Origin of the sequence: Mycobacterium sp. (assembly GCF_002863225.1) — a bacterium.
In the GTDB taxonomy this organism is placed as follows: domain Bacteria; phylum Actinomycetota; class Actinomycetes; order Mycobacteriales; family Mycobacteriaceae; genus Mycobacterium.
Genome location: NZ_PKEK01000083.1, coordinates 1 through 20603, shown reverse-complemented (window position 1 = coordinate 20603; position 20603 = coordinate 1). Strand labels below are relative to the sequence as shown.

At 64.2% G+C, this 20603-nt stretch carries 20 protein-coding genes and 5 pseudogenes; 14 read left to right on the top strand and 11 right to left on the bottom strand.

Annotation, left to right across the window (positions count from 1 at the left end; translation table 11 throughout):
* Positions 1-1051: 1051 nt before the first annotated feature.
* From CYU59_RS24710 to CYU59_RS24695, 4 genes and pseudogenes are all read right to left on the bottom strand, one after another.
* A pseudogene (locus CYU59_RS24710) lies at positions 1052-1825 on the bottom strand (response regulator transcription factor); the annotation flags it as partial.
* The gene (locus tag CYU59_RS24705; protein ID WP_293003860.1) at positions 1822-2544 is read right to left on the bottom strand and encodes a DedA family protein; all 723 of its coding nucleotides are present in this window, start codon (positions 2542-2544) and stop codon (positions 1822-1824) included. The pseudogene CYU59_RS24710 and the gene CYU59_RS24705, both read right to left, overlap by 4 nt.
* Positions 2545-2945: 401 nt before the next feature.
* Entirely contained in the window at positions 2946-3641 is a 696-nt protein-coding gene (locus CYU59_RS24700; RefSeq protein ID WP_293003858.1) for a cation transporter, read from the bottom strand.
* Positions 3638-3988, bottom strand: a complete 351-nt coding sequence (locus CYU59_RS24695; RefSeq protein ID WP_293003864.1) for a metalloregulator ArsR/SmtB family transcription factor — start codon at positions 3986-3988, stop codon at positions 3638-3640. Before CYU59_RS24695 ends, CYU59_RS24700 begins: the two co-directional genes overlap by 4 nt.
* 305 nt (positions 3989-4293) lie before the next feature.
* Here CYU59_RS24695 and CYU59_RS24690 point away from each other — a divergent pair, with 305 nt between their 5' ends.
* From CYU59_RS24690 to CYU59_RS24655, 9 genes and pseudogenes are all read left to right on the top strand, one after another.
* Positions 4294-5703 (top strand): PPE domain-containing protein, encoded by a 1410-nt coding sequence (locus CYU59_RS24690; RefSeq protein WP_293003856.1) that lies wholly within the window; start codon positions 4294-4296, stop codon positions 5701-5703.
* An 11-nt stretch (positions 5704-5714) separates the two neighbouring features.
* Complete coding sequence (locus tag CYU59_RS24685; RefSeq protein WP_293003854.1) at positions 5715-7133, top strand: PPE domain-containing protein; 1419 nt, start codon at positions 5715-5717, stop codon at positions 7131-7133.
* 260 nt (positions 7134-7393) lie between these two features.
* Positions 7394-7519, top strand: a pseudogene (locus tag CYU59_RS24680) (oxidoreductase); the annotation flags it as partial.
* Positions 7520-7607: 88 nt separating this feature from the next.
* Positions 7608-7778 (top strand): annotated as a pseudogene (locus CYU59_RS24675) (leucine zipper domain-containing protein); the annotation flags it as partial.
* A pseudogene (locus CYU59_RS29085) lies at positions 7733-7834 on the top strand (leucine zipper domain-containing protein); the annotation flags it as partial. The pseudogenes CYU59_RS24675 and CYU59_RS29085, both read left to right, overlap by 46 nt.
* Before the next feature lie 343 nt (positions 7835-8177).
* Positions 8178-8465: an integrase core domain-containing protein gene (locus tag CYU59_RS24670; RefSeq protein WP_363115276.1), complete on the top strand. Its 288-nt coding sequence runs from the start codon at positions 8178-8180 to the stop codon at positions 8463-8465.
* Between the two features lie 181 nt (positions 8466-8646).
* Entirely contained in the window at positions 8647-8970 is a 324-nt protein-coding gene (locus CYU59_RS24665) for a transposase (protein ID WP_293003850.1), read from the top strand.
* A complete protein-coding gene (locus CYU59_RS24660; protein ID WP_293003848.1) occupies positions 8967-9392 on the top strand; it encodes an IS3 family transposase in 426 nt (141 codons plus the stop codon). The genes CYU59_RS24665 and CYU59_RS24660 overlap by 4 nt, the downstream gene beginning before the upstream one ends.
* A 60-nt stretch (positions 9393-9452) precedes the next feature.
* A pseudogene (locus tag CYU59_RS24655) lies at positions 9453-9845 on the top strand (integrase core domain-containing protein); the annotation flags it as partial.
* 55 nt (positions 9846-9900) lie between these two features.
* Here CYU59_RS24655 and CYU59_RS24650 read toward each other — a convergent pair.
* Together CYU59_RS24650 and CYU59_RS24645 are read right to left on the bottom strand one after the other, a co-directional pair.
* On the bottom strand, positions 9901-10659 hold the full coding sequence (locus CYU59_RS24650) for a GGDEF domain-containing protein (RefSeq protein WP_293003846.1): 759 nt from the start codon (positions 10657-10659) through the stop codon (positions 9901-9903).
* 212 nt (positions 10660-10871) lie between these two features.
* Positions 10872-11438: a GNAT family N-acetyltransferase gene (locus CYU59_RS24645; RefSeq protein WP_293003844.1), complete on the bottom strand. Its 567-nt coding sequence runs from the start codon at positions 11436-11438 to the stop codon at positions 10872-10874.
* Between CYU59_RS24645 and CYU59_RS24640 the strand changes: the two genes are divergently transcribed.
* Complete coding sequence (locus tag CYU59_RS24640; RefSeq protein ID WP_293003842.1) at positions 11437-12393, top strand: membrane dipeptidase; 957 nt, start codon at positions 11437-11439, stop codon at positions 12391-12393. The genes CYU59_RS24645 and CYU59_RS24640 overlap by 2 nt on opposite strands.
* A gap of 8 nt (positions 12394-12401) precedes the next feature.
* On the opposite strand, the gene istB is transcribed toward CYU59_RS24640, so the two are convergent.
* The 3 genes from istB to CYU59_RS24625 all read right to left on the bottom strand — a co-directional run bounded on the left by istB (position 12402) and on the right by CYU59_RS24625 (position 16050).
* Entirely contained in the window at positions 12402-13220 is an 819-nt protein-coding gene (gene istB / locus CYU59_RS24635; RefSeq protein WP_293003840.1) for an IS21-like element helper ATPase IstB, read from the bottom strand.
* Positions 13217-14473 carry an IS21 family transposase gene (istA, locus tag CYU59_RS24630; RefSeq protein WP_293003838.1) on the bottom strand — a complete coding sequence of 419 codons (1257 nt, stop codon included), beginning with the start codon at positions 14471-14473 and terminating at the stop codon, positions 13217-13219. Before istA ends, istB begins: the two co-directional genes overlap by 4 nt.
* Before the next feature lie 1247 nt (positions 14474-15720).
* Entirely contained in the window at positions 15721-16050 is a 330-nt protein-coding gene (locus CYU59_RS24625; protein ID WP_293003836.1) for a zf-TFIIB domain-containing protein, read from the bottom strand.
* A gap of 642 nt (positions 16051-16692) precedes the next feature.
* Here CYU59_RS24625 and CYU59_RS24620 point away from each other — a divergent pair.
* Both CYU59_RS24620 and CYU59_RS24615 read left to right on the top strand, forming a co-directional pair.
* Positions 16693-17775 carry an IS110 family transposase gene (locus tag CYU59_RS24620; RefSeq protein WP_293003834.1) on the top strand — a complete coding sequence of 361 codons (1083 nt, stop codon included), beginning with the start codon at positions 16693-16695 and terminating at the stop codon, positions 17773-17775.
* A 563-nt stretch (positions 17776-18338) separates the two neighbouring features.
* Entirely contained in the window at positions 18339-18701 is a 363-nt protein-coding gene (locus CYU59_RS24615) for a hypothetical protein (protein WP_293003832.1), read from the top strand.
* A gap of 27 nt (positions 18702-18728) precedes the next feature.
* Here the strand turns inward: CYU59_RS24615 and CYU59_RS24610 are convergent, their stop codons facing one another.
* Positions 18729-18977 (bottom strand): hypothetical protein, encoded by a 249-nt coding sequence (locus CYU59_RS24610; protein ID WP_293003830.1) that lies wholly within the window; start codon positions 18975-18977, stop codon positions 18729-18731.
* A gap of 545 nt (positions 18978-19522) precedes the next feature.
* Between CYU59_RS24610 and CYU59_RS24605 the strand changes: the two genes are divergently transcribed.
* Both CYU59_RS24605 and CYU59_RS24600 read left to right on the top strand, forming a co-directional pair.
* Complete coding sequence (locus tag CYU59_RS24605; protein ID WP_293003828.1) at positions 19523-20041, top strand: hypothetical protein; 519 nt, start codon at positions 19523-19525, stop codon at positions 20039-20041.
* A gap of 13 nt (positions 20042-20054) precedes the next feature.
* A complete protein-coding gene (locus CYU59_RS24600) occupies positions 20055-20285 on the top strand; it encodes a hypothetical protein (RefSeq protein WP_293003826.1) in 231 nt (76 codons plus the stop codon).
* Here CYU59_RS24600 and CYU59_RS24595 read toward each other — a convergent pair.
* Positions 20286-20603, bottom strand: a 318-nt coding sequence (locus CYU59_RS24595) for a hypothetical protein (RefSeq protein WP_293003824.1), incomplete at its 5' end; no start/stop codon positions are given. It abuts the gene before it with no gap.

The following is a 20603-nucleotide window of genomic DNA, read 5'->3' as shown; positions in this document are numbered from 1 at the left end:
GGATACGGTCAGTGGCAGATACTCGAACAGGCACGGGCGTAACTCCTTCTTCGCAGACTTGCAGGTCGTGAAGCGGAACCTACGCCCGTGCTCCCTATTTACACCGGATTCCGGACACGACCGAACGGAAACGGAATTGAGCGATCACCGGACTGCCCATGAGGTGAACCCCGAAGGCCTGCTCCCGAAATGCCGCGACAGCGGCGCAAAGCAAAGAATTTTCCAACTAACGACATCGCAAGCTCCTTGGCTGGTCGAAAACAATGATCGACGTGAGCGCTGGGTGCGGCGACCCTTAAGTCCCATCAAGCAGTGCATACCGTCCGGGATCACTACTGGACGACCGGGCGACGGCTGTCACACGCCGCACCCGCGATGGCAGCAGTTTCGCTACTCCGCAGCAACAACTCGACGGGATGGGCAACGCCCACCAGCGCGCGACACTGTCAGCGGCGCTGAAGACACAGCCGGGTCAGAAGGTCTCGACCTGTCAGGACCAACGCACGTCTGCCAGGTGGACCCCGCCCTGCCGCGAGGGCGCCTTCACCTGCGCGAACGGCCACCACCACTACGACCGCCATCGCTGAGACGGCTAGGTCCGGCGCTGACCGCGGCAGAACCGCCGCCGCAATCGTTCTCGAGCACATCGACCCACAAACGACGGCGCCGTGCGCAGCCTCGGCGCGCAGCGCCGCTGATGCTGCACCAACGACCGAGGCTGAGGTGAGCTCACCGTCGCCTTGCCCCACCCGCTTCAGGTGGTCAAACTCCGCGAGGCCGCCGGCGAACAGCCACAGGCACGCTGCGAGGGCAATAACCGATCGCAGTGGCCTTGGCTGAGAGATGCTTACAAGCACAATACGAAGACGCTAACATCGCGTAGCTGAGAAACTGCTGTCGTCTTGTGCGCCGTCACTCAGCCCTCGCCGGGACTCAGTATGCAAACCGGTGACTTCTCTCGCGGTGGGCGACCGCGGTGGGTCGATCATCACGTGGGCCGAGGGCGAACCCCCTGATGTTGTTGGCCGGATTTGTCCAATGCGCCCGCTCGCTCGGGCACGCCTAACATAAATCCCTGGCCGCGGACGGTGTGGATGACGGGGTGTTCGCCGCCGCCGATCTTTCTCCTGAGGCAGAAGATGACGCCGTCGACGTTTTCGGCACGAATGGCAGCGTCGTAGTTCCAGACACGGTCCAAGATTTCGTCGCGGCTCACGACTCGGCCCGGGTTGCGCGCGAGAAAGCGCAGCAGTTCGAATTCGATGCGTGACAGCGACACCGTGGCTCCGCCCCAGATGACGTCGCGGCTGATGCCGTCGATCACGAGGTCGCCGATGGTGAGGGTCTCCACGTCGGGAGGCAGCTGCCAGGAACGGTGCAGCAGTGAACGCAGGGTGGCGGCGAGTTGTTCGAGGCTAAACGGCTTGACGAGGTAGTCGTCGACGCCCGGGGTGGTGGCCGCTCGCCGCTGTTTCACCGCAACCTCTGTGATGAGAAACAGCATCGGGGTGTAGACGTCGGCGTTACGGACCCGCCCCAGGACGTGGGACACGTCGATGTCGCAGAGCGGCATGTCGACCACGAGCACGTCGGCACCGAACCTGTCGAGTGCCGCGATGGCGTCGTCGCCAGTGCGCGCAAGTTGGACAATCCAACCTTCGTCATGCAGCGACATTTTGACCAGACTGGCCAATGCGGGTTCGTCGCTGATCAGCAACACCCGGATCGGTGATCCGTCGGCTCGGTGGATGGGTGATGGTCGGGTGACGGCGGTTCGGCGAGGCCGAGTGTCCTTCGAGGACGGGGCGGCGCGCCTGCTTTTCATTGTGGAACACCGCCCCGGGTTGTCGCCCGTTCCTGTTCTGTCTCAGCGGCCGACGGTGATGGCTCTCGGTCGTGAGCCCGTGTCGACCGGTCAGACTCGCTGATGGGCGCCGAGTGCGCCCGGCCGAGGTGGCGGCGGCTGTGTCGGCGGCTGATAACAAGTGCGGCAACGGTCGCCAGAACAGCGGTCGCGCCGGCCACGACAGCGGGCGAATTCAAAGCGTGTGCTGCGGCGCGCCAGTTCTCCCCGATGCCGTAGCCGGCACCCGCCAGCGCCGCGGTCCAGGGCAGGCACCCCAGAAATGTGTAGACGCCGAAGCGCGCGGGAGGCATATCGGCCAGCCCGGCCGGCAACGAAATGAAGGTCCGCACCACCGGCACCAGCCGTCCAAGGAACACCGCCGCTGCTCCGTGGCGGTCAAACCAGCGAACTGCCCGATCGAGGTGGACGTCGTGCAGCCGCCCGCCACCCCATCGGCGCAACGCCGCGCGCCCGCCGTAGTGTCCCACTGCCCAGGCCAGATAGCTGCCGATGAGGTTGCCAGCGGTCCCAGCCACAATCACCAGCGCGAGGTCCATGTGCACACCCGGCACCGCACCACCCGCGAGAGCTCCTCCAAGGAGCATGGTGGCCTCCGAAGCGATTGGGATACCGGCTGCTTCGGCCATCATCAGCCCGAAGATCGCCAGAAGGCCGAAGCTGACGACGAACTGCTGCATGCGCTGTGTCCTCTAGCGGTTTCTCGGGGGCGGACGAGACGCGGGTCGCCGCCCGTCACGCCACCCGATGCAAATAGTGATGAAAGCCTCGTATATAGACATATAGCAATACTTCTATATGAAGTGCAATGGTAGGCCGGGTTGGTTTGCGGTCGGGTCGCCCAACCCGGCGTCGCGCGGTTTGCTGACTGGTCCTTCGTGGCCCCGGGATGACCGCTGGCGAGTGGGACGCGGCGCAGGTCTCGATAGGAACGGCCGCTCTCGCGCGGACGCATGGACCGCTGGCTCGTCGTGTGGCGCGGCGGGCGGGCGCATCGATAGGCGGCAGTGGCCTCGCGGGTGATCGCCAGGTGTGAACGGATGCGGTACGGCGGCGTACCGCCGTTACGGCGCCGCTGTTTTCAGCAGCAGTCGTTGCCTCGCCAGGCTTGGACACCCTCCCAGACCGACCACACCGCAATGGTCAGGCCGATCGCACCGTCGACCCACCATCCACCGGCCCAACTGGCCGTGACGGCCAGACTTACCAGCACCGCACCGGCCTGCGCTGCGCAGAAATAGTTTTGGATGCCTTCTCCGGCGGTTGCGCCAGAGCCCAGGCGCGCGCCTAGGCGCTGCTTGGTGTATCCCAGCACCGGCATTACAAGCAGGCTCAGTGACGCCACCGCGATTCCCAGCATTGTGGTGTTGGGGTGGTGTCCGGACAGAAGATCCTGCAGTGATTCGAAGGCAATGTAGGGCGCTAGTAGCCAGAAGCTGACCGCCACCGCCTGCTGGGCGCGTCGTTCAGCGGTGTCGGATAGGGTTCTGCTCCCTGAAAAACGCCACACGACGATGACGCTGGCAAGGCCCTCCACCGCGCTGCCCAACGCCCAGCCGATCAGGGCGATCGAACCGGCCGTGAAACCCTGCCAAAGTCCGATCACCCCTTCGGCCACCATCCACACCAGCGACAGCCACGCCAATAGCCGGGCCTGCCTGGCCGCTCGGTGCCATCCGGCGTCGCGCGTTGCCGGCGGCGGGGCGGTGGACGAACAGCAGTCGCATTCGGCCTCTGTGTCGATGTCAACAGGCACCGACGTCGACGGCTCTTTCATGATTCCTCCCGGGGGGCGCCATAGGTGGGACACAATTCGACCGCGCTACCGGTGCTGGCAAGCACTGCTTCCGCGGCCTCGAGCAGATCGCGCAGCTCGGGCTGGGCCAGCGTGTAGAGCGTGGACCGGCCGACCGGTTGTGCGATCACGAGCCCGCAACCACGCAAGCAGGCCAGATGCTGCGAGACCGTCGACTGGGCTAACCCAAGATGCTCACGAAGGTCCACCACCCGCGCCGGGTGGACTGCCAGCTCCTGCAGAATCGCCAGCCGGGTCGGATCGGCCAGCGACCGGAATAACGCAACGGCCGGAGCCAGCACCATCCGATCGGTCAGAGCCGATGACATCGCCACGCAACGATGATACGACGTTTACGGCGTGACGAGAAGTTCTCCGCGAGCCGTCCACGCCGAACGGTTCGCCCGACGCCGCGGCCTAATGGGCGGCGGACGACAACGCAGCGACCCGGCCACCCGCAGCCGTAGAGGACAAAACCCGTCAATTGCATACATAGCAATATGCGCATATATTACCTCGAGGTTGACACAATTCCGATGCGCGGGAAACGAGACGCGGTGCTGCATGCGTTCGTGGTGACACGTACGCGATGCGCTCGTGCTCGCTACCGCGCCGAGCTGAGGGGTAGCTGGCGATGGATTTCGGGAGCCTTCCACCGGAGATCAATTCGGCACGTATGTATTCCGGTCCCGGATCGGCGCCGTTGCTGGCCGCAGCTCAGGCGTGGGATGGCCTCGCCGCTGAGCTGAATACGGCGGCGAGCTCCTATCAGGCGGTGGTGGTGGAGTTAACCTCCGATTCCTGGCGGGGGCCGGCGTCGGCGGCGATGAGTGCGGCGGCCGCGCCGTATGTGGCGTGGTTGCGGGCCACCGCCGCACAAGCCGAAGAGACCTGCGCTCGAGCCAAGTCCGCGGCGGCTGCCTACCAGACCGCATTTTCGGCTACGGTTCCGCCGGCGATGGTGGCAGCCAACCGCGCCCGGTTGGCGAGCCTGGTCGCGACCAATGTGTTCGGACGAAACGCCACAGCGATCGCGGCGACCGAAGCCCAATACGGGCAGATGTGGGCCCAAGACCTGGCGGCGATGTACGGCTACGCGGCTTCAGCAGCTGCGGCGACGGCGCTGACACCGTTCACCCCAGCCCCGCAGACCACCACCCCCGGCGGCGCAATCAGCGCCGCCACCGCTCCGGCGACCGGGACCGCGCAAGGCGCGGTTCAACGTGCCTTGTCCGCAGTCCCCGGCACGCTAGCGGGCGCGGTCGCGGCGAGTCCGGCCGCAGTAGACCCCGCAGACGCGCTAAACACCCTGGCCGACTTCCTCACCGTCTTCTTGAACGTTCCATCCAGTGCCGCGACCTTCCTTATCGGCGTTCCAGCCAACGTGCTTGGGGTGACGGGCTTCCCGGTGAGCGTCATCGGCGCCGGGACCGGTATACACACCGACGACATCATCAGCGGCTGGGAAGGCGAGGAGCCCTATCCGAGCACCGCGCCCGCGCCGATCAAACCGTTTCCGGCGCCGCTGCTGAACTTGCCGGAGGGCACGCTGCTTGAGCCGACCGTTGAAGCCGGTGTCGGCGAGGCCGACACCGTCGGCGCCCTATCTGTGCCGCCGACCTGGGCAGTGGCCACCCCGGCGGTGCGCCCCATCGCGTTCACACTGCCCGGCACCGCCGCCAGTGCCGCCGCCATTCCTGCCGCCGACGCCGATTCGAGCACCACACTCAGCGAGATGGCGCTGGCGGGAATGGCCGGGCGCGTGATGACCGGAGCCGTCGGCGTCGGCGCCGCAAGAACGGCCCGCGGCGCACGCATCGCACTCGCCGCGGTCAGCACCGCTAGCGCTCCCGCCGGCGAGAGCGCTGCGATGCCGCAGGACCATCTGCGCGCGGTCGTAACCGGCGTGGCAACTGAACTACGCGAGTTCGCCAAGCTGCGCGACGAAGGCCTCATCACTAACGACGAATACGCCGAGCAGAAGAACCGCCTGCTGGGCCGCGGACACGCCGACCGTAATCGAGCCGTCACGCCGGTTATCTGAAAGAGGTAAGCGTGCCATTAGATTTCGGGATCTACCCCCCGGAGATCAACTCCACCCGGATGTATACCGGTCCAGGAGCAGGCCCAATGCTGGCCGCGATGCAGGCCTGGAGCACCATCGCCGACGAACTGTTCGCCGCGGCCGCCGGATATCATTCCGTGGTCTCAGAACTGTCCGGCGCCTGGTTGGGTCCGTCGGCTGCGGCCATGACCGCCGCTGCCCAGGGCTACATCGGCTGGCTCAGCACCACCGCCGCGCGCGCCGAAGACACCGCCGCCCAAGCCCGAATGGCGGCTGCCGCTTTTGAGGCGGCGTTCGCGCTCACGGTGCCCCCACCAGAAATCGCCGCCAACCGCAGCCTGCTGGCGGCGCTGGTGGCAACCAACGTGCTGGGACAGAACACACCCGCGATCGCAGCTACCGAAGCGCTCTACGCCCAGATGTGGGCCCAAGACGCCCTAGCGATGTATACCTACGCCACCTCCGCGGCGGCCGCGACCGTCCTGACACCCTTTGACCCTCCTCAACGCACCACAGACCCCGATGCCGAGATCCGCCAAGTTGCCGCGGCCGGCCGCAGCGCCGCCGGCAACACGCAAACCGCCATATCGGTTGTGCCGCAGGCGTTGTCCGCACTGGCGTCGCCTGCCCAAGTCGGTCCACTGACCACCCTGGCCAACCTCGCCGACCTCTTCATCAACGCGCCAGTCGACTTCACCGCGATCGCACTACTGACCCCGACAGATTTAGTGTCATTCGCTGACTTCCCGCCCTCGCTGTTCAACACCCTGTCCGGCCTCGTAGACGACGACACCTTCAGCGGCTGGGACGGCCAAAAAGCCTGGCCAGAGTCTGGGCCAGCACCCGTGCAGCCGTTCAAGGCCACCCTCCCCCACCCACCCGCCGGCGTGCCCCCGGCGTCGCCGATATCAGCGGCCGCAGGGCAGGCCAACACCGTTGGCAAGATGTCGGTGCCGCCGGGCTGGACCGTCACCGCACCTCAAGACCCGCCCGCGATCACCACCGCCGAGGTGCGCGGCGTTGCCTTCGCCACCCCGCTTACCGGCTCTTCGGGTGTGGCGAACGCGCAGCTGCAGGTCGGGGCGGCGATAGCCGGGCAGGCGATTCCCACACCACCGCCCACCGGCCCCGCGGAGCAAAGAGCCCAGCCGCTTGCGCCGGCGCGACAGCTCACACCAGCCGATCACACCCATCAGCGCGGATCTGGGCCGCGGCCGGTGATGACCGGTGTGGTGACCGCAATCCGCGGCATCGCCCAGCAGCGCGCCGCAGGACAACTCAGCGACGAGGAGTACCACGAACGCAAACAGCAGCTGCTCGAACACTCTTTCGGGTACTCCGACCCTAACTGCGACCCGGATTCGTGCCCGGCAACCGCCCCGTCGTCATTGTCGGCACATCGCAAATGACGGCCGCCGCCCATGGGCATACCTAAGGTAGCTGCCAGGGTCCCCGTGCGGGGGCGGCACCGGATACCACGAAACTGTCGACTGGACGATTGACTGACCATCAACGCGACGCTGGCCGCTGGCCAGTGCACCATCAGCCGATGACACTCTCTTTCGCCGACCGCGACGCCACCGGCGCCGCCGCGCACCGCCTATGCGCCGGCTTCGATCAAGACGGGCGCGAACCGCGGTCATCGTGACGGTCCCCCCGAGCGCAAATCCGGCGAAGCATGGACAATTTTGGGCTTCCGCCCGAGGCGGTGGCCAGCGCCATCGCCTTCGCCATCGAACAGCCTCACGACGTCGAGATCGGAGACATCACTATCCGACGAACCGTGCAAAGCTAGCTGCACCCGGCCGACACGTTGGTGAGTGTTGTTGATTGCGGGGAGGACCTCCGGGCTTAGTGGAGATGTCTGAGGTCTTCACGACCCCATGGAGGTCCAAGTGCCCCACGCCTATGCCCGATTGACGGTTCATGGCCGCGCGCTGCTGTGGACCGGGTCATTACTGGTCATCGACCTGGTGCCCATGTCGCCGCAGAGCTGGGTGTCGCGGCAATGCGCCCACCGATGGGTGCGTCGTTGCACCAAGAGGGCTGGGCTGGTCTGGCGGATCGGTCATCACGTCCGCATCGATGTCCACAGCGCACCGCGCCGACGGTCGAAGAAACGGTGATTGCCTTGCGCCGCAGCAACCGACGCGGCCAGGACTGGATCGGCGCGAAACTCGGTGCGCCGGCCCGTACCGTCAGCACCATTCTGCGACGGCACCAGCCGCCTTACCTGTGTGAATGCGACCCTTCAACCGGCATGCTCATCCGGACATCGAAAATCACCGCCGTGCGCTACGAACGTAGCCGTCCCGGTGAGCTAGTCCATCTGAACATCAAGAGATTGGCCGCATCCCCGGCGGGGGCGGCTGGAAAGCGCATGGCAAAGGCGCCGCTAACAGCATCGCACAAACGGGCCCGCATCGGCCTCGACTACGTTCGCTCCGCGGTCGATGACTACTCCCGCCTGGCGTATTCAGATGTCCTGCCCAAGTCGCCGCAGTCATCGCCGCCCTCGGCGCCACGCCGAGTTCATCCGCCCGCACTGCCCATGGCAAAACGGAAAAGTCGAGCGATTCAACCGGACGCTGCGAGCCGAATGGGCCTACCAACAGGTGTTCACTACCAACGATGCCCGCACCTCGGCACTTGCACCATGGCTCGAGCACTACAACACTCAACGACGTCACAGCGCGCTCGGCGGCCTCCGACCGATCAGCCGCCCGCTACGAACCTCATGACGGGTGCACCTAGCCGGGGGCCGAACGTCGCGGTCTCTAAAGATTTGGGAGAGATCAGATCTCGTCTCACGTGGGTCGCTCCCGAAATGAGTTCCGGGGGTGCAGCCAGGCCGACTGAGGTTCCCCAGAAGTAGTGGACATCTGAGATAGCGGGACGGTGGTCCCCTGGAAGGATGTTCTGATGCCTGGTTGTCGGCGTGCGTTTTCCCCGAAGTACAGGGTTGAGGCTGCGCACTTGGTGATCGATGGGAGTCGGCGTGTCGCCGATGTCGCTCGCGAGCTTGATCTGCACGAGAATCTGTTGCACAAGTGGGTGCGCGACGAGCGGCGCCGGATGGCCGCGGCCGGCAATGGTGCGCGGTCGGATCCTGCTGGGGGCAAGTTTCTTTCGCCAGAGGAACGTGCGGAGTTGGTGCGGTTGCGGGCGCAGGTGGCCGAGCAGTCCAAAGACATCGCGTTCCTGAAAAAAGCCTCGGCGTACTTTGCGGCGCAGCACCCAAGGTGAGCAGATTCGAGCTCATCGCTGCGGAGTGCGCCGCCCACGACGTCACCCGGATGGCCGAGCTGCTCGGGGTATCCACCTCGGGCTTCTACAAGCATGTGCACACGCTGGCCTGCGAGCAGCCCACGACCCGGGTGCAGCGCCGCCGTGATCTGGAAGTCAAGATCATCGCCCATCACAAGGCCTCGGGCGGTACCTACGGGTCACCGCGGATCACCGCCGATTTGCACGACGAGGGTGAGCGGGTGTCGGCCAACACCGTCGCCAAGATCATGGCCGAACTGGGCATCGAGGGCATCAGCCCGCGCACGTTCAAGACCACCACCACGGTCGATCCCGCGGCGTCTTTTCCGCCGGGTCTGGTCGGGCGACGCTTCGACCAGGGCCGCATCGACCTGGTGTGCCCTCCGACATCACCTACCTGAGCTGCGGTCAGGGCGACATGTACCTGTGCGCGATCCGCGACGAGCACTCCCGCCGCGTGCTGGGTTGGGCGGTCGATGACCACCGTGCTGGTCACCGCCGCGGTGGACCGGGCGGTGTTCACCCGCGGTGGGCGTTGTCGCAACACGATCCTGCATTCCGACCGCGGCAGTCAGTACACCGCGCACGACCTGGCCGCCGCAGCTGCCACGCACGGGCTGCGCCGCTCGATGGGCGAGACGGGCATCTGCTGGGACAATGCCGGCGCCGAATCGCTGTGGTCGACGTTCAAACACGACTACTACCGGCACGTTTTCCAAACTAGGACGGAATTAATTGCAGCAGTTGACAATTGGACGCACTTCTACAACGATCAACGTAGGCACTCAGCGATCGGAATGCGCTCACCCATCACCTACGAGCGCACGCTAAAATTCGTGACGGAAGCAAGCTAACCCCGTCCACTTTTTCGGGGGAACCCAGACAGTCCATCGCTGCCCGTGGTCCCGCTTATCCTTGCTTAGTTTGATGTGCGCGCTCCAGCTCATGCATTTTGTGGCGGGCGCGATTGCCGCCACCGTGTTTCGCGCCGTACATAGCGTAGTCCGCTTCGTTGATGAGTTGCTCTACGAACTCGGCGGTTGCGGGCAACGGCGCATCGGCTCGCTCGACGCTGACGGTGCCGACGCTGGCGGTGACCGGCGGTGAGAGTGCCGCAATCTGCTCGCATACCTGGGCGGCCCATAGTCGAATACAACTGGAACTGCCGGTCAGCGCTATGAGGAATTCCTCACCGCCGGCTCGGCAAACCGTTGCACGCTCGCCAGCGTGACTCCGCAACAGGTCGGCAACTGTGACCAGCGTCTTATCACCAACGATGTGTCCGTGAGTGTCATTGAGTTTCTTGAAGTTATCGAGGTCAACCATGACGATCGTTAATGCGTCCGCCGCCTCGGATGCGCGCAGCGCGAGATCGGCAAGAACGGCAGTAGTGAACGCACGCCGGTTCAGCAAACCAGTCATCGAATCCTGATTGGCGCGAGTGGCGTAAGTGCGGACGGCACGAGATGCCGCCCATGCCGACAGCGGAACCACCAAATTGAAGAGCCAGATGAACCAAAATGCCCGGGCCGCACTCAATGCTTGAGTGACGGCGGCTAAACGATATGCCGTCACTGCGTTCAGCATGAAGGTAATTGTGAAATTGATAATCATTATTCGGAACCCGTGAAAGAAGGCGGTATAACCACCGGTAATGGCTGCGGCCATACAAATCGGCACCGACTGCTCAACGTTGCGTTGGGCTTGGCTCCAAATCGCGATACATATAAGTCCAAGGACGGCCACTGCCAGCGACAGCCGACGGGTGGGCCACCTGATCAACCAGCACACTGCCATCGTCGCCGCCAGTGTTATGCCCGCCAACTGCACGACAAGAAACAATTGTCAACAACTTCTGAAAGTTAACCCCGATCCAACTTCTAGGAATTGACCCCTTCGGGTCGCTGGTGATCGAAGTTGCCGCCTGGTTTGTAGACGATCCAGGCGCGGTTGAGGATGTGGTCGCTGCCGATCGCCCGCATGCCGAGTTTGGCTAAAACGCGTTGCGAGGAGTGGTGGCGCGGGTCGACGATGGCGAGTATGCGTTCAGTTCGGTTGGCCAGTGCCCAGTTCAAGCATGCTGATGCGGCTTCGGTGGCGTAACCGTGGCCCCAGTACGCGCGTGCGATGTGAAAGCCCAACTCGAGGTCATCTCTTCCGGGCAAAAGTTGCAGTCCGCAGTCACCGATGAGCAGTCCGGACTGCGACAGGGTCACCGCCCATTTGCTGACGCCGTGACGGTCGTGGTGATCGATCAGTTCAGCGACCCGTTGGCGCGTCCCGGCGTAGTCACGAACGCCGCCGGGAAGGAACTTGGTGGCTTCGGGATCGGAGTAGACGGCGTGCATGGCTTCGAGGTCGTCGCCGCGAAGCGGCCGGATCGTCAGACGCTGAGTGCGAATAAGCAGCTCAGCTGGTGGCCGTGAAGATCCAGGATCGGTAGTCATGACCTCGCTTCTGTGGGACCAGCATTTGTGTTTGCCCTTGCAAACCGGTACCGATGTGGCTCCGTTGGCCCGCTATCAGCGGGACGGTGGCGCATTCGTGTCGGTCAACGCAGGATATTCACCCCACTGCCTCGACGAGACCTTGGCGCTGTTGCAGCATTACAGAAGCGCGATCGAAGGACATCCAGACCTGGAGTTGGCCGCCACGGTGGGCGATGTCTTGGCTATCGCCGGCAACGGTCGTATCGCAGTGGTCTTCGATCTGGAAGACTCTCGTCCACTCGATGACGATCTGAACAACCTTGCACTGCTCGCCGATCTGGGTGTGCGCACGCTACTGCCTACCTATAACCACGCCAACCGTGCGGGCAGCGGATGCCTAGACACCATCGACGGTGGCTTGACCGCCTGGGGGCGCTCTCTGGTGGAGGAGATGAATGCGGTGGGCATCGTCCCCGACGGATCGCATTGCAGTGCCCGCACCGGTCTGGACATGTGTGAAATGTCCAGCGGTCCGGCAATTTACAGCCACTCGTGTATGCGCGGAGTCTGGGATCATCCGCGCAACATCAGTGATGACCAAGCTCGTGCTTGTGCGGCAACAGGTGGTGTCATAGGCATTACCGGTGTCGGGATCTTCCTGGGAGCCAACACGCCGACGCTCGAGGCGATGACCCGGCATCTGGAGTACGCGGTTGAATTGGTGGGCGTTGAGCATGTCGGCATCAGCAGCGACTTCTCGTTCGACTACGCGGATTTCGTTGCCGAACTCACCCGCAACCCGCATATGTTCGATGAGAGCTATACGCGCTGGGGACCAATTCGTTGGATGGCTCCCGAGACTCTGCTGACGCTCGGCACGCATCTTCGTCAACGCGGCTGGGCCAACGCCGACATCCGTGCCGTGCTAGGCGGGAATTTCTACCGGGTGGCCCAACATGCTTGGCGCACTTGACCACAAGGTCAGTCGTCGGCAGCGCGGTTTTCCTTGGCCAGCAGTTGGCGGCGTTGGCGGGTGCGATAAGAGTCGCCGGTCAGAGTCAGCACTTCCGCGTGATGCACGAGGCGGTCGATCATCGCTGCGGCGACCACGTCATCAGAGAAGGTCTCGCCCCAACGGCCAAAGGGAAGGTTGCTGGTCACCATGATGGAGGCTTGCTCATACCGTGATGCCACGAGCTGGAAAAACAGGTTCGCAGCGTCCTGATCGAACGGAATGTAACGAACCTCATCGATTATGATCAACTTGTAGCGCCGGATCTTCTTCAACTCGGCTTCCAGTCGATTCGCGTGATGAGCAGCCGACAGCCGCGAAATCCAGTTGCTGGCGGTATCAAAGAGCACCGAGTAACCGGCGTGGGCGGCCTTGACGCCCAGTCCTATTGCGATGTGCGTCTTCCCGATACCCGGCGGCCCAAGCAGAATAACGTTCTCAGCCTTCGGGACGAAGGTACCGGTCGCCAAGTGCGCCAGCACATCTCGGCGTAGTGAGGGCAGGTGGTCGAGGTTGAAATCTTCCAGAGTCTTGATCTGCGGGAAGTGCGCGGTGCGGATCCGCATGGTCGTTCCGGCGGACTCGCGGTCGGCGACCTGACGTTGCAGCACCGCGGCCAGGTAGTCCTCATGTGACCAGTTCTCGTCGCGTGCTTGGCCGGCTAGCTCCTCCCAGCAGCGCCCGATCGTGGGGGTCTTCAGCACCCGGGTCAGATACGCCAGCATCGATGGCAGCCCATCTGCTGGTGCTGCCGTGGCGGTGCTGAGCTTCTGCTTGGTAGTGGTCATCCGTTACTCGTTTCTGTTGCGGGAAGGGCGAAGTCGACGCCGAACAGTGCGTCGTAGTCCGGCAATGCGCGCAGAGCCACTGGATGGCCATCGGCATGGCGGCGGGCCAGCTCCCGGCGGCGGCGATCAGCAGCGAACCCGGCCCGTAATTGAGCGGCCACGGCAGCGTGCTCGGGGTCGGTGACGAGGTCCTGCTTGGCCCAGGACCGCAGATGGCGGGCGACGACGTGGCCGTCGCAGGTCGCGGTGACCCTAGTTGGGGTAGCGGCGACGTCGACGAGCCGCCCGATCACCCGGGGATCGACCGAGTAGTCCACGGTGTCCACCCGGACGTAGTAGTCCCGCGCCAGCCGGATCCGCTGATTCAATCCCGTCGTCGGACTCACCGGCGGCAGAGAGATCATCGACAGGTAGTCGGTGTCGAATAAGTCCGCTGGACGACCCTGGATGGAGCGCACCGTCCGCCCATTTGCGCGTTCCAGCCAGTCGGTGAGTTGAGCGTTGAAGTCCGTTGGTGAGGCGAATACCCGGCCCGGCAGGAACGAGGTCTCCAGAAATCCGTTGGCTCGCTCCACCATCCCCTTGAACTCTGGATCCCGCGGAGGTGCCAATCGGATCGTCGTGGCTAGAGTCCCGGCGAACGCCGCTGCCGCTGGGCTCACCTTCCCCGTTGCGCCGATTGCGGCTTCCCGGTCCCAGACCAGCACCTTGGTGACCCGGCCCATCTGCGCGATCAGCTCCCACATCCCTGACAGCAGATCTCCGCCTTGCCGCGACGGCAGCATGGTTGCCGAGATCAACCGGGAGAACCCCAGCACCATCACCAACACCGGTAGCACCCGGGACTGACCCCGACCGACCGGAATCTGCACCGCCGGGAACCACAGGTCGCACTGGGTCACCTCGCCGGGCTCGTAGCGCACACGATCCACCGGATCCACCCCGGCGTACTCCGGACGAATCTCACGCAACCTGACCCGCAGCGGGTTCATCGTGTAGGGCCAGCCGATCCGCTCGGCGATCACCGTCGCCGGCATCCGCGGATACTCCAACAAAAGACCGCGAATCCGAACCTCGTAATCCGTGACCACCGACCCCCGTGGTGGTCGCACGTACTGGGGTGGCCGGGCCGACGCCAACGCCGCCCGCACGGTATTCCTGGCAACGCCAAGCTGCCGCGAGATCTCCTTGATCGGTATGCCCTCAGCCCGATGCAGCCGCCGAATCTCAGCCCAGTCTTCGATGGATATCACCCCGTCAGCCTCAGCCCACGAAGGGGTCAAAGTTCAGAAGTTGCTACGGGGTCAGTCTTTAGGAGTTACCGACAACAATAGAGATCCGCGCTCACTGACCAGTCCCACGGCCGGGATCATGGCCGCGGACGCTGCCACCATCGCCAGGGCCCGTCGCGCCCATGTCAGCAGTCCTCGCTCGTTAAGGAAAGATGTGACCCACTCGAACTGGTCAGGTTCGGCCCACGCCGCGGCGAGACCTGCTCTAAAGACGCGCCGGTCCTGCAATGCATCCACGTTTCCGCCTATCACGACAGCTCGGCCAGATGCCGCTCACCGCCACGCTCATCGGCTATTAGCCGCGATCGGGCGCCTTTAATCCGCATCCGCCCATTCTGCCGACATCGTCCATTATCAGCATCGTCTTTGGCTGAAATGATTATCGGAGCAGATCCCCATTCGGCGCGCAGCTGCGCGGAGAGTCTCAATGCATTAATCACAGAATATGTGAATAGCTGTTGAGTTGCTGGTGAAATCAGCGCGTTTTCAGGTGTTGTCGCTCAGCAGGTCCGCTTTGGTCGCCCGCTTCCGACCGCTCACCGCGAGGAACAGGAGCGCCTGCAGCTGGCGTGGGGCACGAGCCGGATCACGGCGCTTCCGCAGCACCGTCGGCCCAGCGCCAGCTCAACCGATTATATCCGCCACATCACCGCGCGAATACTTGTGACGACGCGGACCGCGCGATGACAGCCGGACTACTACGCCTGCGCTTCGACACGCACATCGGGTCATCGTGACGGTCCCCCCGGAACACTTCGCGGCACGCACCCAGCCACTGTGAAGTCCTGCGGCCCCACTTCAGCGGCGGCGGGCGTCGGCACTCTGACGCCTCGGCTTGTCTACGCATCGATCATGGGCGCCGTCAACCGAATTCGCTACACCGGCCCGCGGTGTCACCCGCTCCGCCGGGCCGACACACCCCCGCCTGAGGGGCGTGTGCCGATGTTCGTGGTCACCGGGGGCGCTCGGGCCGAGACGATCCTGCACCGGCGCCGGCGACCACAGCGAGCCGCACCGCCATCCCGCACCCGCCGCCGCGACCGGCCACAATTCGCAATCAACACCACGATGCGGCGGCACCGACAACGGCGACATGCGCGGCACGCTATCCCCAGCGTGTGCACCACCTCGGACGCTACGCAACCATCAGTAGCCCTCCTTCCTCGCGTCGCCGAGGAGCGTCCACGGCGGCGCGCTTACTAACGCGGTTAGTGGTGCCCGTATCGACCTTGGTGGCCGCCGCCGAACAGCCCGCCGAGAAACCCGCCCCGCGGCGGATACTGCTGCGGCGCCGGCATGTACTGCTGCGATGCTTCGTACCGCTGGGCCGGCATCGGCTGTTGGCTCACGGTGTAGAAGTTCGCCTCAGCCTGCGACAGCACTTCCAATTCGCCACGATCGAGGAAGATACCGCCACAGCCGGTGCAGTTATCAATCTCCACACCGAAGCGATTCACCGGCAGCATCTGCGCCAAACACTTCGGACACACAATCGGTGCTTTAGCTTCAGGCCTCGTTTGGTCAAAACCCTGCGACATTCCCGTTCTCCCGTCTTCGGGGCGAAGCTCGCCCCAATCTATGCATACATAGTAATGCATGCATAGATTGGGGGAAGCCCTCTTCGATTGCAGGCCACTCGCGCACTGCGCGCCACATAAGAGCGAGCCCCCGCGGTGACCACCCCGCTTCGCGCACGCAGATCAAGGGCGCCAATGACCTCAGCTCCAGTCGCCCGTCTCACTTAAATGTCCAATTGGACATTGACTTGACATTCCATCTGAGAAGTGGCCACGGAGTTTGAGAACCTGATATGTAGGCCATTTTGTCAACAGGGTAGGTGAGAGCCGCCCCGACAGATGGCCGGGGCGGCTCTCGGTTGACTGGCCGTTGATCGTGTTGGCGGTCGTTGCTCACGACGGTGGTGTCAGGCTGATATACGCGGGTTGGATACCGCAGGACGATGGTTCGGATGTGAACGTTACTGCCGTCTACAGTCGAGCATCACTGGCCGTGGTCGTATGAATCACGTTGTGGCTCATAGGTTCTCTGGCTCGATCGGTGTAGACGGTATGGGGGCTAGCTGAGGCCGAAGGCCTCGCGCTGCAAAACGATTCGTGGGTTACCGGTGTGGGTGAACACTCACGCTGGCAGAGCCACATTTGCAGATCAGGAGGCCTCCGGTGATTGTTCAGGGTACGAGTGTGGGGTTGGACGTGCACGCGCTTTCGGTTGTCGCGCACGCAGTGGATCAGGAGACCGGCAAGATCGCGCGGGCGAGGCTATGTCCGGCCCACGATGAGGTGTTGGGCTGGTTGTGTCAGCAGCGGGCTCCGGTGCGGGTGACCTATGAGGCAGGGCCGACGGGATTCGGGCTTGCCCGTGCGATCAACGACGCCGGGATGGCGTGTGTGGTGGCGGCACCGTCGAAGCTGCAACGCCCGGCCGGGGATCGGGTCAAGACCGACGCCCGTGATGCCGCGCATCTGGCGCGGCTGTTGCGGTTGGGCGAGATTACCGAAGTGCGGGTGCCCGACCGCGACATCGAAGCGGTGCGCGATTTGGTGCGTGCCCGCGAGGATGCCCGCGCTGATCTGATGAGGGTTCGCCACAGGTTGTCGAAACTGCTTCTGCGGCAGGGAATCGTGTACTACGGCGGCACACCTTGGACCGGGATACACGAACAATGGCTGCGCCGGCAACGCTTCGACGACATCCACCTCAAAGCCGCCTACGACTACAGCTTCGATGCCGTATTAGCCGCGACCGCCGCACGCGATGGCCTCGATGAACAGATCACCGACGTGGCCGCTTCACCGCGGTTCGCCGACGCAGTCGACCGGTTGGGCTGCTTGCGGGGGATTTCGGCGCTGACCGGGCTGGCGCTGACTGTGGAGATCGGCGACTGGTCGAGGTTCACCGGGTCAACGATCGGCGCCTACGTCGGCCTCGTGCCCTCGGAGTATTCCTCCGGAAGCTCTCGCAGCCAAGGATCAATCACCAAGGCCGGCAACACCCACGTGCGGCGACTGTTGATCGAGTCGGCGTGGCATCACCGCAAGTCCTACAGCACATCCGGTTCCGCCCTGCGCACCAGGTGGGCCAAAGTCGATCCGGCGCTGCGGGCCCGCGGGCATGCCGGTAACCGCCGCCTCAACAAGCGGTGGCAGAGGTTCACCGAACGGGGCAAGAATCCGCTGGTGGCCAACGTCGCTATCGCCCGCGAACTGGCCGGCTGGTGCTGGTCGCTGGCGACCATGCAGTAGCGCCGGGCACGAAGACTTGACTGACCGGACTGATTGCCTGTTGGCGCGGTGAGTGAACAACCTGCAGAGAACCTATGAGCCACAACGTGATTCATACGACCACGGCCCGTGATGCTCGACTGTAGACGGCAGTAACGTTCACATCCGAACCATCGTCCTGCGGTACCCAACCCGCGTATATCAGCCTGACACCACCGTCGTGAGCAACGACCGCCAACACCATCACTGGCCAGTCAACCGAGAGCCGCCCCGGCCATCTGTCGGGGCGGCTCTCACCTACCCTGTTGACAAAATGACCTACTATCAGGTTCTCAAATCCGTCTCCACTCGCAGTCGGCTGGACTGCCCCAATGCGCGTTGTCTCAGATGATGTCCACGCCAGTTTGTCTCACGGACGTGTCCATTTCGAACCGGCTTCTGACCTGGCTCAGGACCCTCTCAGGGTCGCCTTGGCACGCCTGTAAGTGGCGAATGGTGGAGGCGGAAGCTCCCCGGGCGAGCGCAGATCTGAAATGCCGACGGGAGCCCGGCCCGATCGGGCCTGCAAGGTGAATACTTGACGCATGAGCAGGCTTAGAGCGAATTACGACCTGGTCGCCACCGCCTCGACGGCAGGCGTTTTCATGATCGTGAATGCGCCGTGGCCGTTGTGGGCCGCATGGGGCACCGTGGCCGCGCTACAGATCGGTAACCGCGTCGCGCGCATGGGCGCGATAAGCATCATGCGCACCGTCGTGTCGATCGCGGCCGCTGTTTGGTTGGCCAGCGCCGGGCTCGCTCACGCCGACCCGCCGCCCACGGATCCGTCACCGCCGCCCGACGCGCCGCGTTGCATGACCATGGCGACCGACCCGTGGCCGCACCCGCAGTACTTGCCGTGCGGCTGGTCATGGGACGGCGCGCACTGGACGAAGCTGCCCATCTGATTCAGAGGCACCACGGTCGCCGTTGAATCACCAGATGACTGCTTCGGCACTGTCGTTGTCGCCGCCTACGCATCGCGTTGCGACCCGTTGGGAGCCGTCGTCGAAGTGCGCGCGGTACCCCGAGTTGCAGGTCATCTCATAACGCGCCCCGGTTACCGGTGAGTAAGCAACGACATAGGTGCCGTCAGTGGCGCCGAAGAACGCGCGGCGCACATTCTGGGCGAACAGACAGCTGGTGTGGCCGCCAACGACACCCTCGCGGCCGTCGCCGCACATTACGAATCTGTTTCTTGTCGACTCGTCTGGCTGGGGCGGCGGGGCCGCGGCGAACGTTCGCGTTTCAGTCACGGTCGGGGCCGCTTCCGGCTCCGGGACCGGCTGTGCGACCGGCGCGGAGGTAATCGTGCTCGAGCGCGTTCTGGCTTCCGTGCCGCGGAGGTTGCGGCATCTCGATCATGAAACACGAAGAGCAAGAGCCCGATAAGCCCGGCGACGGATATGGCGGTCAGCGCGACGCACACCCGCAGCAACATGGTGGTTCGCTGTCGCGTGTCTAGATATGACACGGTGTCGTCGGACCAGTTGTCGACCTACCAAGCGTGAGCGTGCTCGGTTGGGCTTTCAGCCGACGCTAGTTCGGTTTCGGGCATCGCTCATCGCGGGCTCCCTACTCCGCGTTCAACGCTAAGACCTATGACCGCAATAAGCAGCGCGTTGGGGAATGCGGCTCGGTAAGCGATACCGCGTCTCCGCCGTCCTGGGCCGCAAGGCACGTCCCGAGGCGGACAGCAACCGACTCAGACCCGAGGTAAATTCGGCGCATGACAGACGGTGGCTTCACGAAGAACCGGCCCTGGCGTCGCACGTACGTATGGGTCGGGATGGCCGCGATCTTGGTGCTAGCGGCTATCGCGGCGACGGTCTGGACCACTCAGGTCAACCACCGCGCCGACCCACGCAACGATTGTTCTGTGGTGGAGGAGCTCGGGTCTAAGTGGGACAAGATGCAGCAGTCGGTTGCCGCGCTGGAACGCGGCGCTGGGGAGACGAAGGATCTGCTGGCGATCGCCGACGCGGAATCGGCTATGGCCAAAGATATTCGGGCCGCGCAGGCATCGGTGTCTGCCCCCGGCACGAAGACTCAATTGGGCAATTGGGCTGAGGGCACCGACTTGACGGCGAAGAACCAGCGCGAGGCGGTCACCGCGCCAGTTAATTCGACATCGGCGCCGCGCGCGGACAGTGACAGCGTGCGAGCAACCACCCTGGTCTATAACGCGACGGCGGTCCTGCGGAAGACGTGCCCGAACCTGCAGCTATCTCAGGCTCCGCAAAGCTGACAGGCGGCCCACCATGTTGCTCGTCGCGGCGAAAGTCGTTCTGCTGACGTTCATCATCGGCGGAGTAATGGCCATCGTCATCCGCGGTGTTCGCCGGAGCCGGGCCAATCGGGGCGACCCACGTTGGAACGAGTTTCGCACTCCCCCAGGCCATGAAGCCTCAGCGTACGGAGCGACGCCCTTCACACCGCTGCCAGAATGGGCCTACTGGGACCGCGACACCGACCACGAGGACCAAGACTGATTACGGCCCGGCGATCATGCTGGGAATGGTTGGCGGAGGCGCCATCCCGCCCACCGGGACGCCGCCGCTGAACGTGAACTGGCCGCCGCACCCGTCAGGGATGTAGAACGTCGCCGCCGGGCTGCCGGCTGACAGCGACGAGATCTGCGGAAGCGACATCGGCTTCCACCCCTCAATTATCGGTGGCGGCGTTATCCCACTGAGCCCGCCCGTTGCCACACCGCCCAACTCGCCGGTGATCTCGTTCGGCGCCTTTGGCGCCCACGCCTGCGCACCGCCCATATTGATCTGGGTGTAGCGCTGAGCGTCGTAGGTGTA

Excerpts from the sequence above, each read along its gene's own strand:
- CYU59_RS24705 (WP_293003860.1), bottom strand. The coding sequence starts at position 2,544 with ATGCAGCAGTTCGTCGTCAGCTTCGGCCTTCTGGCGATCTTCGGGCTG.
- CYU59_RS24700 (WP_293003858.1), bottom strand. The coding sequence starts at position 3,641 with ATGAAAGAGCCGTCGACGTCGGTGCCTGTTGACATCGACACAGAGGCC.
- CYU59_RS24695 (WP_293003864.1), bottom strand. The coding sequence starts at position 3,988 with ATGTCATCGGCTCTGACCGATCGGATGGTGCTGGCTCCGGCCGTTGCG.
- CYU59_RS24690 (WP_293003856.1), top strand. The coding sequence starts at position 4,294 with ATGGATTTCGGGAGCCTTCCACCGGAGATCAATTCGGCACGTATGTAT.
- CYU59_RS24670 (WP_363115276.1), top strand. The coding sequence starts at position 8,178 with ATGACTACTCCCGCCTGGCGTATTCAGATGTCCTGCCCAAGTCGCCGC.
- CYU59_RS24665 (WP_293003850.1), top strand. The coding sequence starts at position 8,647 with ATGCCTGGTTGTCGGCGTGCGTTTTCCCCGAAGTACAGGGTTGAGGCT.
- CYU59_RS24650 (WP_293003846.1), bottom strand. The coding sequence starts at position 10,659 with ATGGCCGCAGCCATTACCGGTGGTTATACCGCCTTCTTTCACGGGTTC.
- CYU59_RS24640 (WP_293003842.1), top strand. The coding sequence starts at position 11,437 with ATGACCTCGCTTCTGTGGGACCAGCATTTGTGTTTGCCCTTGCAAACC.
- CYU59_RS24645 (WP_293003844.1), bottom strand. The coding sequence starts at position 11,438 with ATGACTACCGATCCTGGATCTTCACGGCCACCAGCTGAGCTGCTTATT.
- istB (WP_293003840.1), bottom strand. The coding sequence starts at position 13,220 with ATGACCACTACCAAGCAGAAGCTCAGCACCGCCACGGCAGCACCAGCA.
- CYU59_RS24625 (WP_293003836.1), bottom strand. The coding sequence starts at position 16,050 with ATGTCGCAGGGTTTTGACCAAACGAGGCCTGAAGCTAAAGCACCGATT.
- CYU59_RS24615 (WP_293003832.1), top strand. The coding sequence starts at position 18,339 with ATGAGCAGGCTTAGAGCGAATTACGACCTGGTCGCCACCGCCTCGACG.
- CYU59_RS24610 (WP_293003830.1), bottom strand. The coding sequence starts at position 18,977 with ATGTGCGGCGACGGCCGCGAGGGTGTCGTTGGCGGCCACACCAGCTGT.
- CYU59_RS24605 (WP_293003828.1), top strand. The coding sequence starts at position 19,523 with ATGACAGACGGTGGCTTCACGAAGAACCGGCCCTGGCGTCGCACGTAC.
- CYU59_RS24600 (WP_293003826.1), top strand. The coding sequence starts at position 20,055 with ATGTTGCTCGTCGCGGCGAAAGTCGTTCTGCTGACGTTCATCATCGGC.